Source organism: Xenorhabdus sp. PB62.4 (genome assembly GCF_014467285.1).
In the GTDB taxonomy this organism is placed as follows: Bacteria; Pseudomonadota; Gammaproteobacteria; order Enterobacterales; family Enterobacteriaceae; genus Xenorhabdus.
Window position 1 is genome coordinate 189,573 of the sequence record NZ_NKHR01000001.1, and the last position, 15,354, is coordinate 204,926.

General features: G+C 45.1%; 13 protein-coding genes. 4 read left to right on the top strand and 9 right to left on the bottom strand.

What is annotated here, in order from left to right; genetic code table 11:
* Positions 1–74: 74 nt before the first annotated feature.
* Positions 75–653, top strand: coding sequence for a TerD family protein (locus Xenpb_RS00835; RefSeq protein WP_187652659.1), 579 nt, complete (start codon positions 75–77; stop codon positions 651–653).
* Between the two features lie 374 nt (positions 654–1,027).
* Here Xenpb_RS00835 and Xenpb_RS00840 read toward each other — a convergent pair whose 3' ends face one another.
* From Xenpb_RS00840 to carA, 3 genes are all read right to left on the bottom strand, one after another.
* The gene (locus tag Xenpb_RS00840) at positions 1,028–1,708 is read right to left on the bottom strand and encodes a tyrosine-type DNA invertase (RefSeq protein ID WP_145956913.1); all 681 of its coding nucleotides are present in this window, start codon (positions 1,706–1,708) and stop codon (positions 1,028–1,030) included.
* Positions 1,709–1,901: 193 nt separating this feature from the next.
* Positions 1,902–5,126 (bottom strand): carbamoyl-phosphate synthase large subunit, encoded by a 3,225-nt coding sequence (gene carB, locus Xenpb_RS00845; protein WP_187652660.1) that lies wholly within the window; start codon positions 5,124–5,126, stop codon positions 1,902–1,904.
* A gap of 18 nt (positions 5,127–5,144) precedes the next feature.
* A complete protein-coding gene (carA, locus tag Xenpb_RS00850) occupies positions 5,145–6,305 on the bottom strand; it encodes a glutamine-hydrolyzing carbamoyl-phosphate synthase small subunit (RefSeq protein WP_187652661.1) in 1,161 nt (386 codons plus the stop codon).
* A 197-nt stretch (positions 6,306–6,502) separates the two neighbouring features.
* Here carA and Xenpb_RS19815 point away from each other — a divergent pair, with 197 nt between their 5' ends.
* Positions 6,503–6,628: a hypothetical protein gene (locus Xenpb_RS19815; RefSeq protein ID WP_255522983.1), complete on the top strand. Its 126-nt coding sequence runs from the start codon at positions 6,503–6,505 to the stop codon at positions 6,626–6,628.
* Between the two features lie 113 nt (positions 6,629–6,741).
* Here Xenpb_RS19815 and dapB read toward each other — a convergent pair whose 3' ends face one another.
* Entirely contained in the window at positions 6,742–7,563 is an 822-nt protein-coding gene (gene dapB / locus Xenpb_RS00855) for a 4-hydroxy-tetrahydrodipicolinate reductase (RefSeq protein WP_187652662.1), read from the bottom strand.
* A 448-nt stretch (positions 7,564–8,011) separates the two neighbouring features.
* On the opposite strand from dapB, the gene Xenpb_RS00860 reads away from it, so the two are divergent.
* Positions 8,012–8,668 carry a GNAT family N-acetyltransferase gene (locus tag Xenpb_RS00860; protein ID WP_187652663.1) on the top strand — a complete coding sequence of 219 codons (657 nt, stop codon included), beginning with the start codon at positions 8,012–8,014 and terminating at the stop codon, positions 8,666–8,668.
* A gap of 149 nt (positions 8,669–8,817) precedes the next feature.
* Here Xenpb_RS00860 and ispH read toward each other — a convergent pair whose 3' ends face one another.
* The 5 genes from ispH to ribF all read right to left on the bottom strand — a co-directional run bounded on the left by ispH (position 8,818) and on the right by ribF (position 14,659).
* Positions 8,818–9,771, bottom strand: a complete 954-nt coding sequence (gene ispH / locus Xenpb_RS00865) for a 4-hydroxy-3-methylbut-2-enyl diphosphate reductase (protein WP_187652664.1) — start codon at positions 9,769–9,771, stop codon at positions 8,818–8,820.
* Positions 9,752–10,222 carry an FKBP-type peptidyl-prolyl cis-trans isomerase gene (fkpB, locus tag Xenpb_RS00870; RefSeq protein ID WP_187652665.1) on the bottom strand — a complete coding sequence of 157 codons (471 nt, stop codon included), beginning with the start codon at positions 10,220–10,222 and terminating at the stop codon, positions 9,752–9,754. Before fkpB ends, ispH begins: the two co-directional genes overlap by 20 nt.
* A gap of 146 nt (positions 10,223–10,368) precedes the next feature.
* Positions 10,369–10,875, bottom strand: a complete 507-nt coding sequence (lspA, locus tag Xenpb_RS00875) for a signal peptidase II (RefSeq protein WP_187652666.1) — start codon at positions 10,873–10,875, stop codon at positions 10,369–10,371.
* Positions 10,875–13,688 (bottom strand): isoleucine--tRNA ligase, encoded by a 2,814-nt coding sequence (gene ileS / locus Xenpb_RS00880; RefSeq protein ID WP_187652667.1) that lies wholly within the window; start codon positions 13,686–13,688, stop codon positions 10,875–10,877. Before ileS ends, lspA begins: the two co-directional genes overlap by 1 nt.
* A gap of 26 nt (positions 13,689–13,714) precedes the next feature.
* The gene (ribF, locus tag Xenpb_RS00885) at positions 13,715–14,659 is read right to left on the bottom strand and encodes a bifunctional riboflavin kinase/FAD synthetase (RefSeq protein ID WP_187652668.1); all 945 of its coding nucleotides are present in this window, start codon (positions 14,657–14,659) and stop codon (positions 13,715–13,717) included.
* Between the two features lie 348 nt (positions 14,660–15,007).
* On the opposite strand from ribF, the gene rpsT reads away from it, so the two are divergent.
* Positions 15,008–15,268, top strand: coding sequence for a 30S ribosomal protein S20 (gene rpsT / locus Xenpb_RS00890; RefSeq protein WP_045968728.1), 261 nt, complete (start codon positions 15,008–15,010; stop codon positions 15,266–15,268).
* The last annotated feature ends 86 nt before the right edge of the window (positions 15,269–15,354 follow it).

Sequence of the window (15,354 nt, forward strand, 5' to 3'; positions counted from 1 at the left end):
TGAGTTAAAAAACTATCGGGTATAACCAATTAATACAAACGTAAAACGTAATAGTAATAAATGAGGAAATAATAATGGGTGTATCTCTTTCTAAAGGCGGTAACGTTTCTCTGAGCAAAGAAGCGCCAAGCATGAAAAACGTTCTGATCGGTCTCGGTTGGGATGCTCGTGCAACTGACGGACAAGACTTTGACCTCGACGCATCAGCTTTCCTGCTGGCAGCGAACGGTAAAGTACGCGGTGATGCAGATTTCATTTTCTACAACAACCTGAAATCGGCTGACGGCTCCATTATGCACACTGGCGACAACCGTACCGGTGAAGGGGATGGCGATGACGAATCACTGAAAATCAAACTGGATCAAATTCCTGCTGACGTAGATAAAGTTGTATTTGTGGTAACTATCCACGATGCACAAACCCGTCGCCAGAGCTTTGGTCAGGTTTCCGGTGCCTTCATCCGTCTGGTTAACGATGACACTCAAGTTGAAGTAGCTCGTTATGACCTGACTGAAGATGCTTCTACTGAAACTGCAATGCTGTTCGGTGAACTGTATCGTCACAATGCAGAATGGAAGTTCCGCGCAGTAGGTCAGGGTTACGCTGGTGGTCTGGCTTCTGTTTGTGCTCAGTACGGCATTAACGCTGCCTAATTTAGGCATTAATTGATATAAAACTTCAGTGTGAAGAGTAAAATCAGCACACTGAGATTAAAAGCCCTGCTTAGATGATATCGGCAGGGTTTTTTATTTTCTAAACTTCAAACAGGTTATATAACTTAGAGCCTATCCAAATAGGCTCTAAGAATAGAATTCATGGGTTAACATTTAGTACCAAACTGTTAACCCAGGATGATTAAACTTAGTTTGAATATTATTTTGGTTTATTACTCCAACATCAATGGTGGTTTTAATTTATACAGCTTTCGATGTCGAGCAATTTAAATTTTTGTTAAACGAGATAGCAAAAAAGGAATATTTTGATAAGGAAAAAACAAAGTGTGAGGTTCGGATAGAAGGGGGATTTTTTAAGCTTGAATCAAAGAGTTATTTTGGTTCTTGCGAAAGACGTGAAGATAAATAGTGTTGAAAAAGTGGGAAAATTTATTGGTTAACAGTTTGGTACTAATTGTCGACAATTTTCGTTTCCCTCTTTCTTGCCATATCGTCTCGAAGCGGCCTGCATTACTCGCGGTGTAGCGGACTGTATGGCGAATGTTTCGATGGCCTAAATAGTCCTGAATCAAGCGGGTATCCACACCATTGTCCGCCAGCGCATAGCCGCAAGAATGTCGTAACATGTGCGGATTCGCGCAAACCGCTAAATTAGCCTTTAAACTGGTTTGCCGGATGATCTTATAGAACTGTTGGCGTGACATGCGCGCCCCGGTTCGTGACAAGAATAACCAATCACTTTGATCACTGTTTTTATAGCGCTGACGCAGTGAAAGCCATTTCCGTATTAATTGAATTTCCCGCGCTACCATTGGATGGATCGTGGAAAAACCGTTCTTTAATCGTTGTACCCGTAGTTTTTTGCCCTCCAAATCGATATCAGACAGTTTCAAACCCAGTAATTCAGACACCCGGAAACCGTGGATAAAACCCATAAATATCATGCAGATGTTGCGATCTGCGTGAGGGTGTTTTTCCAATTCCTTTAGCAATACTTCAATTTCCGAGTGGGTTAAATATTTACGCTTTAACATGATGTTTGACACAGTATTCGACTCCCTATGATTATCAAAGATGCCTACTATGATTGTTGCTGATTATTCACAGACTGCAATATTAAGCATCATTAATAAATAAAACGCCAAATAAAACGGCTTCCTGACTCGTTGGATTTCCAACCTTGGGGAAGCCGTTTTTTAAGCGAATACTGTCAAGAATGACGGTATATTATTTGACAATCTTTGCGTGCATTTCCTGTACAGAAATAACTTGTTCAGTAGGATCTGCGCTCAGTGCCATGGTAGTTGCAAAGCCACCGTTCAGGGTTGTGTCATAGTGCACTTTATATTGCAGTGCGCTACGACGCAGCAGTTTTGAATCTTCAATTGCCTGACGGCCTGCGGTGGTATTGACGATATAGTCATATTCACCGTTTTTGATTCTGTCCTGAATATGTGGGCGTCCTTCGTGAACTTTATTGACTAAACGTGGGTTGATCCCTGCTTCACCTAAGACGACTGCCGTACCGTGAGTCGCATCCAGTTCAAAACCATGTTTAAGCAACTTAGCCGCCAAATCGACCACACGTTCTTTATCACCTTCACGTACTGACAACAATGCACGGCCTTTTTTGCGCATGGTGGAGTTACTGCCCAACATGGCTTTTGAGAAGGCTTCCGCAAAGGTACGGCCTACGCCCATGACTTCACCCGTAGAACGCATTTCTGGCCCCAGGATTGGGTCAACGCCCGGGAATTTATTAAATGGCAGAACCACTTCTTTTACGGAGTAGTAAGGTGGAATGATTTCTTCAATTGCACCTTGCTCAAGCAGGGATTGACCTGCCATGACGCGTGCCGCGACTTTTGCCAGCGGCAAACCTGTCGCTTTGGAAACGAATGGCACGGTACGCGCTGCACGTGGGTTGACTTCAATCAGGTAAACTTCGTTGTTTTTCACCGCAAACTGAACATTCATCAGGCCACGGACACGCAGTTCAAAGGCCAGTTTTTCAACTTGCTGGCGCATAACATCCTGAATTTCTTTGCTTAAAGTATAAGCTGGCAAAGAACATGCAGAATCACCAGAGTGAACACCTGCTTGTTCGATGTGTTCCATGATGCCGCCGATCAGAACGCGCTCACCATCACAGATGGCATCTACGTCTACTTCAACTGCGTCATCCAGAAAGCGATCCAGCAGGACGGGTGCATCATTGGATACGCTAACCGCAGTCTGGAAGTAACGGCGCAGGTCAGATTCGTCATACACGATTTCCATTGCGCGTCCGCCCAATACATAAGATGGACGAACAACCAGTGGATAACCCAGTGCATTACCTTTCTCAACCGCTTGTTCGATAGTTGTAACTGTGGCGTTCGCGGGTTGTTTCAGGCCAAGGCGATTAACGGCCTGCTGGAAACGTTCACGATCTTCTGCGCGGTCAATGGCATCAGGGCTGGTGCCGATAATAGGTACACCTGCGGCTTCCAGCTCACGTGCCAGTTTCAGTGGCGTCTGGCCGCCATACTGAACGATCACGCCTTTTGGCTGTTCAACACGTACAATTTCCAGTACGTCTTCCAGTGTCACCGGTTCAAAATAGAGACGATCTGACGTATCGTAATCGGTGGAAACCGTTTCAGGGTTACAGTTCACCATGATAGTTTCATAACCGTCTTCACGCAGGGCCAGTGAAGCATGGACACAGCAGTAATCGAATTCAATGCCTTGTCCGATACGGTTCGGGCCACCACCCAATACTATGATTTTTGGCTTATCGCTGTTCGGATTCGCTTCACATTCGTCTTCGTATGTGGAGTACATGTAAGCGGTATCGGTGGCGAATTCTGCTGCACAAGTATCAACACGCTTGTACACGGGGTACAGGTTATAGTCATGACGCAATTTGCGGATCTCTTTATCAGAGATACCTACCAGTTTCGCCAAATGTGCATCGGCAAAACCTTTGCGTTTGAGCTGACGCAGGAAATCAAAAGTCAGGCTGTTAACGCCTTGTTCTGCAACTTGTTCTTCCAGACGGATCAATTCTTCAATCTGAACCAGGAACCAGCGATCAATGTTGGTCAGGTTGAAGATACCATCAACAGACATGCCAGCGCGGAATGCGTCTGCGACATACCAAATACGCTCAGCGCCTGCATTTTTCAGCTCGCTGCGAATTTTGGTCAGAGATTGTGGATCATCCAGATTGACTTTAGGATCGAATCCGGTCACACCGACTTCCAGACCGCGCAGGGCTTTCTGCAAAGACTCCTGGAATGTACGACCAATCGCCATCACTTCACCAACAGATTTCATCTGAGTGGTCAGACGATCATTGCTGCCAGCAAATTTCTCGAAGTTGAAGCGAGGAATTTTCGTCACAACATAGTCAATGGAAGGTTCGAAAGATGCCGGAGTGCGTCCGCCCGTGATGTCATTCATCAGCTCATCAAGGGTATAGCCCACCGCCAGTTTTGCTGCGATTTTCGCAATTGGGAAACCTGTTGCCTTGGAGGCCAGCGCCGAAGAACGGGATACGCGGGGGTTCATTTCAATGACGATCAAACGACCATTTTTCGGATTCACCGCAAATTGTACGTTTGAACCCCCGGTTTCTACACCGATTTCACGTAAGACTGCCATCGATGCGTTACGCATGATTTGGTATTCTTTGTCGGTCAGTGTTTGTGCAGGTGCAACGGTGATGGAGTCACCGGTATGGATGCCCATTGGGTCGAAGTTTTCAATGGAGCAGACGATGATGCAGTTATCGTTTTTATCACGCACCACTTCCATTTCATACTCTTTCCAGCCAATCAGGGATTCATCGATCAGCAGTTCATTGGTTGGAGAGAGATCTAAACCACGTTCACAAATTTCTTCAAATTCTTCGCGGTTGTAGGCAATACCGCCGCCAGTTCCGCCCATGGTGAAAGAAGGGCGGATAATACAAGGGAAGCCAACCTCTTCAGCTACCGCCAACGCTTCTTCCATGGTGTGAGCAATACCAGAACGTGCTGTGTCCAAGCCGATTTTTTTCATCGCCTTGTCAAAACGCTGGCGATCTTCGGCCTTATCAATTGCATCCGCAGTTGCACCAATCATGGTGACGCCGAATTCGTTCAGAACTCCCTGACGTTCCAGTTCCAATGCGCAGTTCAGGGCAGTTTGTCCACCCATCGTTGGCAAAATTGCATCTGGGCGCTCTTTTTCAATGATTTTGCGTACAACTTCCCAGTGGATTGGCTCGATGTAAGTTGCATCCGCCATTTCCGGGTCGGTCATAATGGTTGCAGGGTTAGAGTTCACCAGAATGACGCGATAGCCTTCTTCCCTTAGCGCCTTACACGCCTGCGCACCGGAGTAATCAAACTCACAAGCCTGACCGATAACAATCGGGCCAGCACCTAAAATCAGAATACTTTTAATATCAGTACGTTTTGCCATTTTTTCTTTTTCTCCTGATTATTTAGTGCTCTGAACGTTGGTTTGGCGATGTTGATCAATTAACTCGATAAAGTGATCGAACAGTGAAGCGGCTTCATGCGGGCCAGGGCTGGCTTCAGGGTGCCCCTGAAAACTGAATGCTGGCTTATCAGTACGGTGAATGCCTTGCAATGTGCCATCAAAGAGAGACTTGTGGGTTACGCGCAGATTGGCTGGTAATGAGTCTTCATCAACAGCAAAGCCGTGGTTTTGCGCCGTGATCATGACGACATCACGATCCAGATCTTTAACCGGATGGTTGCCACCGTGATGACCAAATTTCATTTTCACGGTTTTTGCACCACTGGCCAGTGCCAGTAATTGGTGCCCTAAGCAAATGCCAAATACAGGAATTTCGGTATTCAGGAAAGTTTTGATTGCTTCAATAGCATAATCACATGGCTCTGGATCGCCGGGACCATTGGACAGGAAAATGCCATCTGGCGCCATTTTCAGTACTTCATCAGCAGAAGTTTTTGCCGGAACGACAGTAACGCGGCAACCGCGATCGACCAGCATACGCAGGATGTTGCGCTTAACACCAAAATCGTAGGCCACGATGTGGTAAGGTAATTCTTGTTCTTTGCGCGCTTCAGGCAAGCCACCTTCAAGTGTCCAGCTTCCTTGTATCCATTGATAGGATTGTGCTGTTGTAACCTCTTTTGCTAAATCCATGCCTTTCAAGCCGGGGAATGCTTTTGCTTTTTCCAGTGCAACTTGGGCATCTGCCTCATTACCCGCGATGATACAGCCGTTCTGCGCCCCTTTTTCTCTCAATAGACGGGTCAGTTTGCGTGTATCAATATCAGCGATGGCTACAATATTGTGACGTTTCAGGTAATCAGACAGATTCTCTTCACTGCGGAAGTTGCTAGTTACTAAGGGTAAATCGCGAATGACTAAGCCTTGGGCTTGAATGGCGGGGGATTCTTCATCAGCGGCATTGATGCCGACATTACCAATATGAGGATAAGTGAGAGTAACAATTTGGCGGGAATAGGAAGGGTCGGTAAGTATTTCTTGATATCCGGTCATTGAGGTATTGAAGACCACTTCTCCAACAGCCACACCTTCTGCACCAATGGCGCGACCGTGAAATTGGGTTCCATCTTCTAGAACCAATATAGCTGACTTAATCAAAACGCCCTCCAGAATGAATAATAAATCGCATCCACTGCATATTAATTCAGAATTAATCCTTAAAATCAATGCCAATCATGATTTTTATCAAAATTTTGGCAAATTGCGCGCATTCTAATGATGAGAGGGGGGCTTGTCTATAAAAAATGGCATTTTTATTGTTTTTTTTACAACTCTTAGCCTTACATTGAGCCAATATGGCTGAAAAGCATAAGGAAAGAGGGGGAGATATTCGATTAGTACGAGAGAAAACTGAAAAACAGGAAAAAAGTGTGACTTTTTCCACGTTGATGGAAGAAAGGCAACAAAAAGGTAAATTATAACTATGAAAACATAGGATAAGGTTTGTTTTTATATAAAATTATTCTTTACTTGTAATTACGTAATTTTATGGAAAATAATCACGTAATTACAGTAGGTTATAGATTTTTTTATATTAAATATTTTCGAGATTAAGTACGTCTTTCATGTTATAAAGCCCGGAATTTTTACCTTTTATCCATATTGCTGCCTTAATTGCACCATTAGCGAAAGTCATGCGGCTTGAAGCCCTGTGACTTATCTCTACACGCTCACCAATATCTGCAAAAATTGCAGTATGCTCTCCAACAATATCTCCTGCTCGTAGGGTGGCAAACCCAATGCTTTTCGGATCTCGCTCTCCGGTATAGCCTTCGCGGGCATAGACTGCACAGGTTTTAAGATCCCGGCCTAACGTATTGGCGATAGATTCTCCCATTGCGAGTGCTGTTCCTGACGGGGCATCCACTTTATGGCGATGGTGAGCTTCAATAATTTCGATATCCGCATATTCCCCCATAACCGTGGCAGCTTTTTCCAGCAATTTCAGTACCAAATTAACTCCAACACTAAAATTAGCAGCAAAAACAATCGGGATTTCACGGGAGGCTTCTTCAATGGCATGCTTACCGGCATCATCAAAGCCGGTTGTGCCAATGATCATTGACTTGCGGTACTGCCGACAAATAGCGAGGTACATTAATGTGCCTTCAGGACGGGTAAAATCGACCAGTACATCAAACTGCTCAATGACGTGATGCAGATCGTCACTAATCGCAATTCCATTCTTACCGATACCCGCTAATTCTCCGGCATCGCTTCCCACTAAAGAGGAACCGGAACGTTCCAATGCTGCGCCAAGTGTAACACCATCCAGTTGTTGAACAGCCTGAATAAGGTTGCGTCCCATGCGACCACCTGCACCTACGATAGCCACGCGAATATCTGTATCAGCCATAAAACCCTCTCTGTAAATCGTTTTTAATTGGGGGTGACAAAGAAAATTGTTTTACAGCTTAACTGTCAGGAGACGGTTGTGCCAGACTTAGATAAAGGTCATTAGAAAAACAGCGATCAGACAGTCAGTTATAAAAAATACTGAACAGCAGATACCGTGCTACATGGCGTTATTTCTCTGAGTAGATAATCAGAATGACAAGGAGCATGGTAATCAGAATTAAATTGCTGTAAAAAAAGTGCTACCTTGGGGCTATTTTCTCACTTAATATAGTTGAGTCGTTATCGAGAATATATTTCTATTCATATTATTAATTAAACAATTTAAGCGAAAATATTATGTTTATTAATGTAATAAAAGGATAGATAGAAACTCATTGTAAAAATGGCGTTATATTTTTAGATTTTTATTTGGTGATTAAATAATTTTATTCATTGGAGATAACATTATGTTCAGATCAAAATCTTTTAATATTCATCAACCTTTAGCATCTGGCTCTTTAATCCGGGCTCAATCTTTTTCGGGGAAGTGGCCAAGCTCAGTTAATATAAGAGCATCCATAACCGTTAACGAAGTTAGTCCAGAAGAAGCATTAAGTGCAGTGACAAGAGTAAGAACAGACATGAATAATAATGGCTGGGGATGTCTTGTTGATTCAGAAAGTTGTGATGATGAGCAAAAAAAATGGAATAGCCGGTTTACTAAGGCGTGTGGAGTATTGGGGAGTATATTACTTAATGCAACACTACGTACAAAAGAATCGGGAGTGTCATTTTTTGTTGCTTATTTCAGGGGGATTCCTATAGGGGGGTTGCAGCTTTCCCCGGGAGATAATTACGTCCCTGCTTTTCCTAAAGTTATTTATTTAGCAACTCATTGCGGTATTCGAGGTTGTGGGGTTTTACTGATTGAACAGGCAGTAAATAAATCACAAAAATGGGGGAAGAAGGGTAATCTACAACTTGATCCATTACGTGAAGCTATACGGGCATATTTGGATATGGGATTTGTTGAGATAGAATCTCACATGGAATTACATCCTGAGAGAAATGACAAATGGATATATAATGAGGCAACTAAGACTTATAGATATATGTTTAGCTAAATTTCAGACAGAGTACTCAAGACATCGTAATGTATTCGGATTTTTGTGGGAGATCGGGTCGGGATTAATTTCTTATCCTTCCCAACCCATCTTCCAACCTGAAAAAGCCGAGTTTGAATTTGCTTAATTTTGAAAGCGTTGGGCTTAAGTTAATTAACCTCTTTCACTTCAACTCGTAACTCTTTTGGTACTTCGAAAACGATGTTTTCTTCTCGCCCATGCAATTCATTAACTGTTTCTGCACCAAAAGTTTTCAGGCGTTCAATAACTTGCTGCACCAAAATATCCGGTGCTGATGCCCCCGCTGTTACACCTACTGCGTTCGCGCCGTTAATCCATTCTTCTTTGATATCATCTGCGGAATCAATCAAATAAGCGGGCTTTCCTACACGTTGTGCCAGTTCAGCCAGCCGATTTGAATTTGATGAGTTTTTAGAACCAACGACTAAAACGATATCAGAACCTGACGCTAAATCACGGACAGCTTCCTGACGGTTAGTTGTGGCATAGCAGATATCATCTTTGCGTGGGCCGACGATATTGGGGAACCTTGCGTTAAGGGCATCAATTACTTCTGATGTGTCATCAACAGAAAGTGTTGTTTGTGTCATAAAGCAGAGGTTGTTTTCATCTTTAACTTGCAGTTTCCACACATCTTCCGGCGATTCTACAAGATACATGCCACCTTTAGGGCTATTGTATTGCCCCATTGTGCCTTCCACTTCAGGATGGCCGGCATGTCCGATCAAAATCGCTTCTTTACCTTTGCGACTCGCCCTTGCCACTTCCATATGGACTTTAGTGACCAGCGGACAGGTCGCATCAAACAGCATGGTCAGATTACGGGAGCGGGCTTCTGCACGAATGGCTTGGGAAACACCATGTGCAGAGAAGATCAGAATAGCACCATCAGGGACTTCTGATATTTCCTCAATAAAAATAGCGCCACGATTTCTAAGATTGTCAACCACATAGCGGTTATGTACCACTTCATGACGGACATAAATGGGAGCACCGTATAATTCCAGTGCTCGCTCTACGATGCTGATGGCACGATCAACACCAGCGCAGAAACCACGTGGGTTAGCCAGCAATATTTGCATGGGTTTCCTCCAACTGAGGGTCAATTTCCAACACTTCAATATCAAAAGTGATGTTTTGTTCAGCCAGTGGATGATTAAAATCAACAGTGATAGAACCTTCGGCGACTTCTTTGATAAGCCCTGGCATTTCACTACCGTTTATGGCGGTAAATAACATGATAGTTCCTACTTCAGGGGTACCCGCGTCGGAAAAATCACGGGGAGTGAAATATTGGACTAAATCAGGATTGTGTTTGCCGAAAATGGTTTCCCCCGCCAGCGTGAACTGATGTTTATCGCCAACGGCTAAACCGAGAAGTTGCTGTTCCAATGAGGATGAGAGGCTACCATCACCGAGACGGAATAATGCGGGCTTACCCTGACTATAAGTCGAGTCTGCCGTTGAGCCATCATCCAGCTTTAGAGTGAAGTGTAATAAAACTGCACTGTGCGCTTGCACCTGCGTTGACATGTTGCTCAAACCTTTTACTTAAAAATGATTGCAAGTATACCGTTATCGGGTATGGATGAAATTTATCAGCCCCAGTTTAGTTCACTGGGGCTGGTTTATTATCATTTTTTCAATGACTGTTTTTTCATGACTATATTTTTAACAGATTATGTTTTTGGTGCTGCTTTTTTGTCATTCGGACTGATAAAGCTCTCGATGATAATGAGAGCTGCACCGATGCAGATTGCGGAATCTGCAATGTTAAAGGTAGGCCAGTGCCATTCTCCGACGTAAAAATCGATGAAATCGACAACAAAGCCATGCACCAGCCGATCGAACAAATTTCCCAATGCCCCACCAATCACTAAAGCGTAGGCAATATTGCTCAGTTTTTGCTTAGCACTGGAGCGATACATCATCACGAGCAGGACTGCCGTGATAGCAATGGCTATCAATGCAAAAAACCAACGCTGCCAGCCGCCTTTGTCAGCCAGAAAGCTGAACGCAGCCCCCAAATTCTGAGCATAAGTCAGATTGAAATAAGGTATCAATGGCATGGATTCGTACAAAGTGAAGTTTTGCAACACGAAGTACTTGCTTCCCAAATCCAGTATCAATACCACGACAACCAGCCAAAGCCAACGGAGTCCCGTGGAACAAATGGGTTTATTCATTAGGCAAATTTACGCTCTTCACCGTTACCGACAACGTTAGTCACACAGCGGCCGCAAAGTTCTGCATGTTCCGCCACCAAGCCCACATCTTGAGTATAGTGCCAGCAACGAGGGCACTTTTCTCCATCCGCTTTGCGGAAGGCCACTTTAAGGCCGGCAAGCTCGCTTTGCTGCGCATCATCACCTGCGGCTGTATAGGCCGCAACTTCCGCCTGAGAAGTCAGCAGGACAAAACGCAATTCGTCGGACAACTTGTTGAGTTTTGCTGCCAGAGTTTCATCTGCATAGAGCGTGACAGCCGCTTCCAGTGAACTGCGGATATGTTTGTCAGTACGAGCCTGTTCCAGAACTTTGTTGACTTCACCACGTACAGCCAGCAGATCAGCCCAGAAAGTATCGTCCATATTTTCGCCGTTTGCCAGACCAAATAACCCGTCATACCACTCTTCAGTGAAGACATATTGAGCACGTTTGCCCGGCAGTTCATTCCAGATTTCATCAGCAGTGAACGATAGGATTGGAGCCATCCAGCGAACCAATGCTTCTGCGATATGGAATAATGCAGTCTGACAACTACGACGAGCAAGACTGTCGCTTTTCGCGGTGTATTGGCGATCTTTAATGATATCCAGATAGAACGAGCCCATTTCCACGGAGCAGAACTGCATTAAGCGCTGAACTACGGAGTGGAAATCATATTCGTCATAGTATTTGAGGATATCAGCCTGAGCCGCCTGAGCGCGACCTACCGCCCAGCGATCCAGAGTAACCATATCTTCTGGTTTCACCTTATGTTGTTCTGGGTTGAAACCGTTCAGGTTTGCCAGCAGGAAGCGAGCCGTGTTACGGATACGGCGGTAAGCATCAGCAGAGCGTTTCAGGATCTCGTCAGAAACTGCGATTTCACTGGTATAATCGGTGGCTGCTACCCACAAACGCAGAATATCTGCGCCCAGTTTGTTCATTACGTCTTGTGGGCTGACAGTATTGCCGATGGATTTGGACATCTTACGTCCTTGCTCATCAACGGTGAAGCCGTGAGTCAGCACTTGACGGTAAGGTGCTTTGCCTTTGATTGCGGTAGACAGCATCAGTGAAGACATGAACCAGCCCCGGTGTTGGTCAGAGCCTTCCAGATAGATATCGGCTGAATTGCCGTTGAATTCTGGGCGCGCATCAACAACGGAGGAGTGGGTGCTTCCTGAGTCAAACCAAACATCCAGTGTATCTGGAGCCTTGGTGTAATCAGCCGCTTCACCGCCTAGCAATTCTGTTGCGTCCAGATCCCACCACGCCTGAATACCATCAACTTCAACACGCTTGGCAACTTCTTCGATCAACTCAACGGTACGAGGATGTGGTTCTTGTGTCTCTTTATGAACAAACAGAGACATTGGTACACCCCATGTACGCTGACGGGAGATACACCAGTCAGGACGGTTTTCGACCATCGACTCAATACGCGCTTGTCCCCAGCCTGGGATCCACTGTACGTCTTTGATCTCTTTCATTGACTGGGTACGCAGACCGTTCTTATCCATGCTGATAAACCACTGTGGCGTCGCACGGAAGATGATCGGTTTTTTATGGCGCCAGCAGCAAGGATAGCTGTGCTGAATTTTGGCCAGATTGAGCAGAACGCCTTTTTCTTTCAGCAGCTCAACGATGATATCGTTCGCTTTGAAAACAAACTGACCATCCAGTGAAGGATAGGTACCAGAGATATAGCAACCGTTCGGGCCAACAGGGTTCGCAATCTCAAGGCCGTATTTCAGGCTGATGGAGTAGTCATCAGGGCCGTGACCACCCGCAGTATGCACCGCACCGGTACCCGCTTCGAGCGTTACGTGATCACCAAGAATGGCTGGAACATCGAAGCCCATAAATGGATGGTTAAAGCGCATCAATTCCAGATCGGCGCCAGTGCAATCACTCATGACTTCCCATGACGTAATATTTGCACGCTGCATGACCTGCTCGACTAATTCAGCCGCCAGAATCAGGCATTCATTATTGACTTTGACTAACTGGTAGGTAATTTCCGCACCCAATGCAATTGCACGGTTAGCAGGCAATGTCCATGGAGTGGTTGTCCAGATAACCAGAGAGACCGGCAGCCCCTGCGGTTGTACATCAAATTTAGCGTAAACGGCATCTGCATCAATGGCCGTAAAGCGCACGTCAATGGAAGGGGAGGTTCTGTCGTAGTATTCCACTTCTGCTTCAGCAAGGGAGGAACCACAATCCGTACACCAGTGAACCGGTTTCACCCCTTTTAGCAAATGCCCATTTTTGATAATGCGGCCTAATGCACGGATGATGTCGGCTTCAGTTTTGAAGTCCATCGTCAAATAAGGTTTATCCCAGTCACCCAGTACACCCAGACGTTTGAAGCCCGCTTTCTGTGTTTCGACCTGAGTCATCGCATATTTTCGGCACTCAGCACGGAACTCAGCAGCGGAAAATTTTTCCCCGGGCTTACCGATAATTTGCTCAACCTTGAGCTCAATTGGCAAACCATGGCAATCCCAACCAGGAATATAAGGCGAATCGTAGCCTGATAATCCTTTGGACTTAATAACAATATCTTTGAGAATTTTATTAACTGAGTGACCAATATGAATATCGCCATTTGCGTAAGGAGGGCCATCATGCAAAATAAACGATTTCTTGCCAGATTTTGCTTTTCTAATTGCTTGGTACAAACCTTCTTTGTACCAACGTCTTAACATATCTGGTTCGCGCTTGGCTAAATCCCCGCGCATCGGGAACCCTGTTTCCGGTAAGTTCAGGGTGTCTTTATAGTCACTCATTATAGATTCTCAGTTCCAATTTTCCGCTAGATACATGACTCGGATCGCTGCAAGAGATAATTCCTCGCAGCAACCACATCATTTGCGATTTGCTGTTTTAGCGCATCAAGCGAAGCAAATCGCTGCTCATCACGCAATTTTTTGCGTAATACCACATCGATATGATGCCCATACAGATCCATTTGGGTATCAATCAAATGCACTTCCAGTTGCTGGCCCTGACCCGCAACTGTGGGGCGGTTGCCTATATTGGCAACGCCCGGTAAGGGTTTATGGCCCAATCCATGGACTTCAACAGCATAAACGCCCTTAACAGGGGTGACCAAACGTTTCAATGGGATGTTGGCCGTGGGAAACCCGATGGTACGTCCCAATTGGTTACCATGAACGACTCTGCCACTTATGCTGTATGGATGACCCAGTAAGGTTTCCGCCAAGGCCAGATCATCGTTTTGCAATGCCTGGCGAATGGCTGTACTGCTGATCCGAAGACCGCTGTCACAAAAACTGTCGGTGCTGGCAACATCAAAATTGTATTCTTTACCTGCTTGCTGCAAATAGTGGAAATCTCCGAGGCGATTTTTGCCAAAACGGAAATCATCTCCTATTGCCAGAAACTTAACACCCAGTTTTTCAACGAGCAACTGTGAAACAAAAGCTTCAGGTGAGTTGGCTGCAAAGTGCCTGTCAAATTTCACACACAACAGATAATCAACGCCATTCCGGGCTAGATATTTTACTTTATCTCTCAGCCGTGTCAGGCGGGCTGGTGCTTTATCTGCAACAAAAACTTCCAGAGGCTGCGGTTCGAAAATCATGACCATCGTCGGTAACCCGAGGCGCAGCCCTTCTTGCTTCAAGTGCTTTAATAAAGCCTGATGCCCGCGATGGACACCATCAAAATTACCAATCGTCAGCACGCAACCATGGTGACGCGCCCGGATATTGTGTATACCGCGAATTAGCTCCATAGCTGGCTCAATACCGTGGAAATTGCCGGATTATACCTTGTACAAAGCACAAGGTTAACCCACGATCACAAAGGGTTTTAATTAATAACCTGATTCATACAATAAAAATAGGCTAGATGCCCGAAAAATATTTAATTTATCGCATTTCTCTGTGATTCATTCAGTTTTTTATTGCGAAAGACTGTATTCCCTTTCAGTAAGCTGATAAAATCCTGCCCCATCACAACGTAACCAGCGTCGTTGTACAGCGACGCTTATTTGCACAAATCCATTGACAAAAGAAGGCTGAACAGGCATATTCCTCGGCCTTTGAATTGTCCTCGATAGAATATATTTGGGAGTTGGACCTTGGCTAATATCAAATCAGCTAAGAAACGCGCCGTACAGTCTGAGAAACGCCGTCAGCACAATGCAAGCCGTCGTTCTATGGTGCGTACTTTTATCAAGAAAGTATACGCGGCTATCGCTGCTGGCGATAAAGAAGCTGCACAGAAAGCATTTAATGACATGCAACCAATTGTTGATCGTCACGCCTGTAAGGGTCTGATCCACAAGAACAAAGCAGCACGTCATAAATCTGCTCTGTCAGCGCAAATCAAAGCAATGTAATTATTGTTTTGGTTATGCTGAAAAAACCGGCTTAAAGCCGGTTTTTTTTCAGGTTGTTGTCGATGTGGTTGTTTTTTTATCCAGTA

What these genes read in the sequence shown, in the direction of transcription:
- Xenpb_RS00835 (WP_187652659.1), top strand. Translation starts at nt 75, where the DNA reads ATGGGTGTATCTCTTTCTAAAGGCGGTAACGTTTCTCTGAGCAAAGAA.
- Xenpb_RS00840 (WP_145956913.1), bottom strand. Translation starts at nt 1,708, where the DNA reads ATGTTAAAGCGTAAATATTTAACCCACTCGGAAATTGAAGTATTGCTA.
- carB (WP_187652660.1), bottom strand. Translation starts at nt 5,126, where the DNA reads ATGGCAAAACGTACTGATATTAAAAGTATTCTGATTTTAGGTGCTGGC.
- Xenpb_RS19815 (WP_255522983.1), top strand. Translation starts at nt 6,503, where the DNA reads ATGGCTGAAAAGCATAAGGAAAGAGGGGGAGATATTCGATTAGTACGA.
- dapB (WP_187652662.1), bottom strand. Translation starts at nt 7,563, where the DNA reads ATGGCTGATACAGATATTCGCGTGGCTATCGTAGGTGCAGGTGGTCGC.
- Xenpb_RS00860 (WP_187652663.1), top strand. Translation starts at nt 8,012, where the DNA reads ATGTTCAGATCAAAATCTTTTAATATTCATCAACCTTTAGCATCTGGC.
- ispH (WP_187652664.1), bottom strand. Translation starts at nt 9,771, where the DNA reads ATGCAAATATTGCTGGCTAACCCACGTGGTTTCTGCGCTGGTGTTGAT.
- fkpB (WP_187652665.1), bottom strand. Translation starts at nt 10,222, where the DNA reads ATGTCAACGCAGGTGCAAGCGCACAGTGCAGTTTTATTACACTTCACT.
- lspA (WP_187652666.1), bottom strand. Translation starts at nt 10,875, where the DNA reads ATGAATAAACCCATTTGTTCCACGGGACTCCGTTGGCTTTGGCTGGTT.
- ileS (WP_187652667.1), bottom strand. Translation starts at nt 13,688, where the DNA reads ATGAGTGACTATAAAGACACCCTGAACTTACCGGAAACAGGGTTCCCG.
- ribF (WP_187652668.1), bottom strand. Translation starts at nt 14,659, where the DNA reads ATGGAGCTAATTCGCGGTATACACAATATCCGGGCGCGTCACCATGGT.